At 64.3% G+C, this 4,930-nt stretch carries 5 protein-coding genes; all 5 read left to right on the top strand.

The features are described from left to right. The first annotated feature begins 110 nt into the window (after window positions 1-110). Complete coding sequence (locus tag AC1DSN_RS18275) at window positions 111-1,880, top strand: YqaJ viral recombinase family protein (RefSeq protein ID WP_477298408.1); 1,770 nt, start codon at window positions 111-113, stop codon at window positions 1,878-1,880. Window positions 1,881-1,922: 42 nt separating this feature from the next. Next, complete coding sequence (locus tag AC1DSN_RS18280; RefSeq protein WP_477298807.1) at window positions 1,923-2,198, top strand: hypothetical protein; 276 nt, start codon at window positions 1,923-1,925, stop codon at window positions 2,196-2,198. Window positions 2,199-2,205: 7 nt separating this feature from the next. Continuing rightward, window positions 2,206-2,412, top strand: a complete 207-nt coding sequence (locus AC1DSN_RS18285) for a hypothetical protein (RefSeq protein ID WP_477298808.1) — start codon at window positions 2,206-2,208, stop codon at window positions 2,410-2,412. Next, on the top strand, window positions 2,405-4,393 hold the full coding sequence (locus AC1DSN_RS18290) for a DNA cytosine methyltransferase (protein ID WP_477332076.1): 1,989 nt from the start codon (window positions 2,405-2,407) through the stop codon (window positions 4,391-4,393). The genes AC1DSN_RS18285 and AC1DSN_RS18290 overlap by 8 nt, the downstream gene beginning before the upstream one ends. After that, the coding region (locus AC1DSN_RS18295) for a DEAD/DEAH box helicase family protein (protein WP_477332078.1) at window positions 4,390-4,930 on the top strand (541 nt) is incomplete at its 3' end. The genes AC1DSN_RS18290 and AC1DSN_RS18295, both read left to right, overlap by 4 nt.

Below are 4,930 nucleotides of genomic sequence, written 5' to 3' on the forward strand. Positions count from 1 at the left end.
GGCAACAAGTCGGTCAACGACCTGATCGCAATGATCCAGACCAAGGACCTGCTCACCAACGAGCAGAAGATCGAAATTGCCTCGTGGGCTAACAAGGGGAGTGCCGAGTAATGAAGATCCATAACCTCGTCCAAGGCAGCGCCGAATGGGCTGCCTTCCGCCTGACCCACCACGGCGCTAGCGAAGCCGCAGCCATGCTGGGCCTTTCCAAGGTGACCACGCGCTCCGAGTTGCTGCGCGTCAAGCACACCGGTGATCCGAAAGAGTTCAGTGATTGGGTGCAGGAGAACATTCTCGACTATGGCCACCTGGTCGAAGCCCTCGCTCGGCCCATGGTCGAGCAGTTGATCGAAGATGACCTCTATCCGGTGACGTGCTCCAACGAGGATGCCGGCGGCAACCTCTCGGCGTCGTGCGACGGACTCACCATGGCCTTCGATGCCGCTTTCGAGCACAAGCAGTGGAACGCCGAGCTTGCGGCGATGGTCGCCTCTGGCGTGGTCCCCGACTCGCACATGCCGCAGTGCCAGCAGATCATGATGGTCACTGGCGCCAAGCGCGTCATCTTCACCGTGTCCGACGGAACCCCGGCGAACTTCGTGTCCACTGAAGTGTGGCCAGAAGCGGCTTGGTTCGAACGTATCGTCGACGGCTGGGCGCAGTTCGACCGCGACCTCGCTGCCTACACGCTGCCTGACGCTGCGCCGATCCTCGTCGCCGAGGCAGTGCAGGCACTTCCGGCGGTAGCCGTTCAAGTCGTCGGTCAGATCTCCGTCAAGGAGAACTTCAATGCTTTCGAGGTCGCGCTCCGGAACTTCCTTGAAAACAAGCTGATCCGCGAGCCGCAGACCGATCAGGACTTCGTTGACCTCGATCAGCAGATCAAGGCCATGAAGAAGGCTGAAGAAACGCTCGACGCCGCCGAATCGATGATGCTCTCCCAGATTGCGAGCGTCGACCAGGCGAAGCGGCAGAAAGACATGCTTCTCAAGCTGGTGCGGGACAACCGCCTCATGGCCGAGAAGCTGTTCGAGAGCGAGAAGGCCCGCCGTCGCGCCGAGAAGATCGAAGCGGCGCGCAAGGCGTTCATGGCCCACGTCACCGACCTGCAGCGAGAGATTACCGGCCTCCGTTTGGACGTGGTCATGCCCGACTTCGCAGGCTCCATAAAGGGCCTGAAGACGATGACCAGCATCGACGACAAGCTGGCCACCGCGCTAGCAAACGGGAAGATCGTCGCCGACCGCCAGGCGAAGGACTTCCGGGGCAAGCTGGGGTGGGTCAACGACCATGCGGCCGAATATCGCGCGCTGGTGGCCGACTTGCAGCAGCTCGCTGCCAAGCCCTTCGATGACTTCATCCTTGCCATCACCTCGCGTATCGACGCGCACAAGAAGGCTGAAGAGGAAAAGCTGGAAGCGCAGCGGGAGAATATCCGCAGGCAGGAGCGGGAGAAGCTCGAGAAAGAGAACGCCGACGCTGAGCGCGAACGTGTTGCGGCAGTTGAGCGTGAACGCGTGGCGACGGAAGCCGCGAACGCTCCCGTGCCGGCCGTTGCTCCGGCGACCCCGGGCCCGAGCAAGCCGTACGTCGAAGCGGTGAACGACCTCATCGGTGACGACCTCCGGGCCATGGAATCGCCGCAAACCTTCGCTAGCGTTCCGTCCGGCGCCCCCCGCCGAACGATCAAGCTCGGCGACATCAACGCGAAGATCGCCCCGCTGTCGATCACGGCGGATGGCCTGGAGTCGATTGGCTTCAAGCCGGTCAGCATCGAGCGCGGCGCGAAGCTCTATGCCGAGAGCGAGCTGATCGCGATCTACCGCGGCTTGTGGACTGTCATCCAGGGCGCCGTCAACGACCTGAAGAAAGCCGCCTAAACCTATCCACCAGCGCCGGCGTGACCGGCGAAAGGATCTTCAATGGAAATCAGCCAAACCAAGGTAGTGCCAGTAATCGCGAAGACGCTGCGCATCTGCGTCAAGTGCAGCGACCGCTTCGGTGCAGACATCCTCGACGAAAGCGGCAAGTCCCTCGGCGGACAGGACGACGGCTACGTGCCGGACTTTATGCCCGGTGAGCACTACGGCGATTACGTGATGCTCGACATCGATCTCGACACGGGCGCTGTGAGCAACTGGAAGAAGCCCAGCGCCGAGCAGATCGAGAAGTTCATCTCCTCCGACGACGAAGACTGATCCTGCCATGCCGCGCACGCCCGACCTCTTCTCCGGCTGGTTCGACAACCAGACCACCAGGTGCCGTGAGCTCTGGGACAACGGCGTGCGCGGCCGATTTGCGCATCGCTCGGCCATTGGCTCCGACAACCCGTGGCGCGAACTCCGCGCGCCGTGGGGCACCTATCCCGATCTTCCGCAGAACGCATCACAGGACCTCCGCGCACATGGCTGATGGCAGCTCGCAATCCGGCTTCAACTTCCCCAAGAAGGCACTTGTTTCGGCCCTTCGCCCGGGCGAGATCGTCGTGGACTTCTTCGCCGGTGGCGGTGGTGCCAGTGAGGCGCTGAAGCAGGCGCTTGGCCGCGATCCCGATGTGGCGGTCAACCATGATCCGTGGGCGCTCGGTATGCACGCAGCGAACCACCCTTTTACCCGTCACCTTCCGGCTGACGTGTGGACCGTGGATATTCTTCGTGAAGTCCTCGGCCGCCTTGTAGGCTGGTTCCATGCCTCGCCTGACTGCACGCATTTCAGCCAGGCGAAGGGCGGGCAGCCGCGAAGCAAAGCAACACGCTCGCTGTCGTGGGTCGTGCTCAAGGTCGCCGGCACGCTGGCCGCCGCCGGCCTCGCGCCGCGCATCATCAGCCTGGAGAACGTCGAGCAGATTCTGAAATGGGGTCCGCTGATCGCGAAGCGGGACAAGGCCACCGGAAGGGTCGTGAAGCTCGACGGCACCGTCGCCGCACCTGGGGAGCGCGTGTCGGTCTGGGAACAGAGCCTGGTGCCGGATAAGAAGCATGCCGGCCGTACGTGGGACCAGTTCGTAGCGGCGCTCCGCTCGCTTGGCTATGTCGTCGAATGGCGGAAGCTGTCGGCATGCGACTACGGCGCGGGCACGAGCCGCAAGCGACTGTTCCTCATTGCCCGCCGCGATGGCATGCCGATCGTTTGGCCCAAGCCAACCCATGGTGGCGGCCCGGGGCTCACGCCGTTCGTCACGGCCGCCGATTGCATCGACTTCGACGTGCCTTGCCCGTCGATCTTCTTGGGCAAGGTTGAAGCCCGGAAGCTGGGCGTGAAGCGGCCGCTCGCTGATGCCACCTTGCGCCGCATTGCTCGCGGCGTGAAGCGCTACGTGATCGATGCCGCCGAGCCCTTCATCGTGGGTGTGGGCGGCCGGATGGGCCAGACTGCCGAGCGATCGGTGCATGAACCGGCACCCACGACGACGTCTAAGGCCGATGCATGCGTGGCCGTGCCGCAGTTGGCACCGCTGATCACGCCAGTAACCCATCATGGCGAGCGCCGCGTCCATCCCGGCAGCGAGCCCTTCCCGACGATCACCGGCGCCAATCGGGGCGAACTTACTGCGGTGCAGCCGACTCTTGCCCCGTTCGTAACTCAACACGCCCAGTCGTCCGTCAACACGAACAAGGCTGCGACCAAGCCGGTCGGCACAATGTGCGCCGAGGTGAAGGGTGGTCACTTCGCCGTTGTCGCTCCCACCCTCGTGCAGACGGGGTATGGCGAGCGCGAAGGCCAGGCGCCGCGGTCGCTGGACATCACCAAGCCCACAGGCGTGTTCCCGGCCGGCGGTGTGAAGCACGCCGTCGTGTCAGCTTTCCTTGAGCAGGCCAATGGCGGCTTCTACGGCGGTGATGGCAACGCCGCCGACCGGCCAACCTCGTCTATCTGCGGCACCGGCAGCCAGCAGCGCCTGGCGGCCGTGGCCCTAGCGAAGCTGCGGGGCACGAGCTCGGCGGCCGACGCGCAGGACCCTGTTGCGACGATCAGCGCGGGCGGCGAGCACCACGCCGTGGTCGAGTGCACGCTGAGCCCGGAGCACGAGGAAGGCGCCCTGCGCGTTGCAGCGTTCCTGATCAACTACTACGGCAACGGCGATGCGCTGGACCTGATGCACCCCGTCGATACCGTGACCACGCGTGACCGCCTTGCTGTGGTGACCGTCTGGGTTAAGGGCGACCCTTACGTCATCGTCGACATCGGCCTCCGGATGCTTCGTCGCGAAGAACTTTTCCGCGCCCAGGGCTTCCCCGCCGGTTACATCATCGACCGTACCGCCGACGGCCGAAAACTCAGCATCAGCAAGAGCGTTCGCATGGTCGGCAACTCGGTGAGCCCGCCGCCGCTGTGTGCGATCGCTCGGGCGAATCTTGACCAGGCCACCGAAGAACTGGCGATGGCGGCATGACTGACCCGTATCGCGAGTTCCTCGAACGCAAGGTCCGCATGGCGCCGTCAGCTGGCTTCGACGTGGCCGACGATGACGTGCATCCGATCCTCCTGCCTCACCAGCGCGCTGCGGTACGCTGGGCGTGCGCTGGCGGCCGGCGCGCCCTGTTCGAAGCCTTCGGTCTGGGCAAGAGTGTGCAGCAGTTGGAGGTCGTTCGGCTGGCCATGGCGTACGCCAGCGGCGCCGGTCTGATCGTCGTTCCTCTCGGCGTCCGTCAAGAATTCCGCCGCGACGCCGCCATGCTCGGCATCGAAACCCGCTTCATCCGCACCACGGCCGAGGTCGATCCTGCCTTCGTCGGCGTCTACCTGACGAACTACGAGAGCGTGCGCGACGGCAAGCTGGACCCGAATGTCTTCGTGGTCGTCAGCCTGGACGAAGCGTCGGTGCTGCGCAGCTTCGGGTCGAAGACCTACCAGACGTTTCTGACGCTGTTCGATGCGGTGCGATTCCGTTTCGTCGCCACCGCTACGCCGTCGCCGAACCGCTACAAGG

The organism is Luteibacter sp. P4_D7_3, assembly GCF_056401735.1.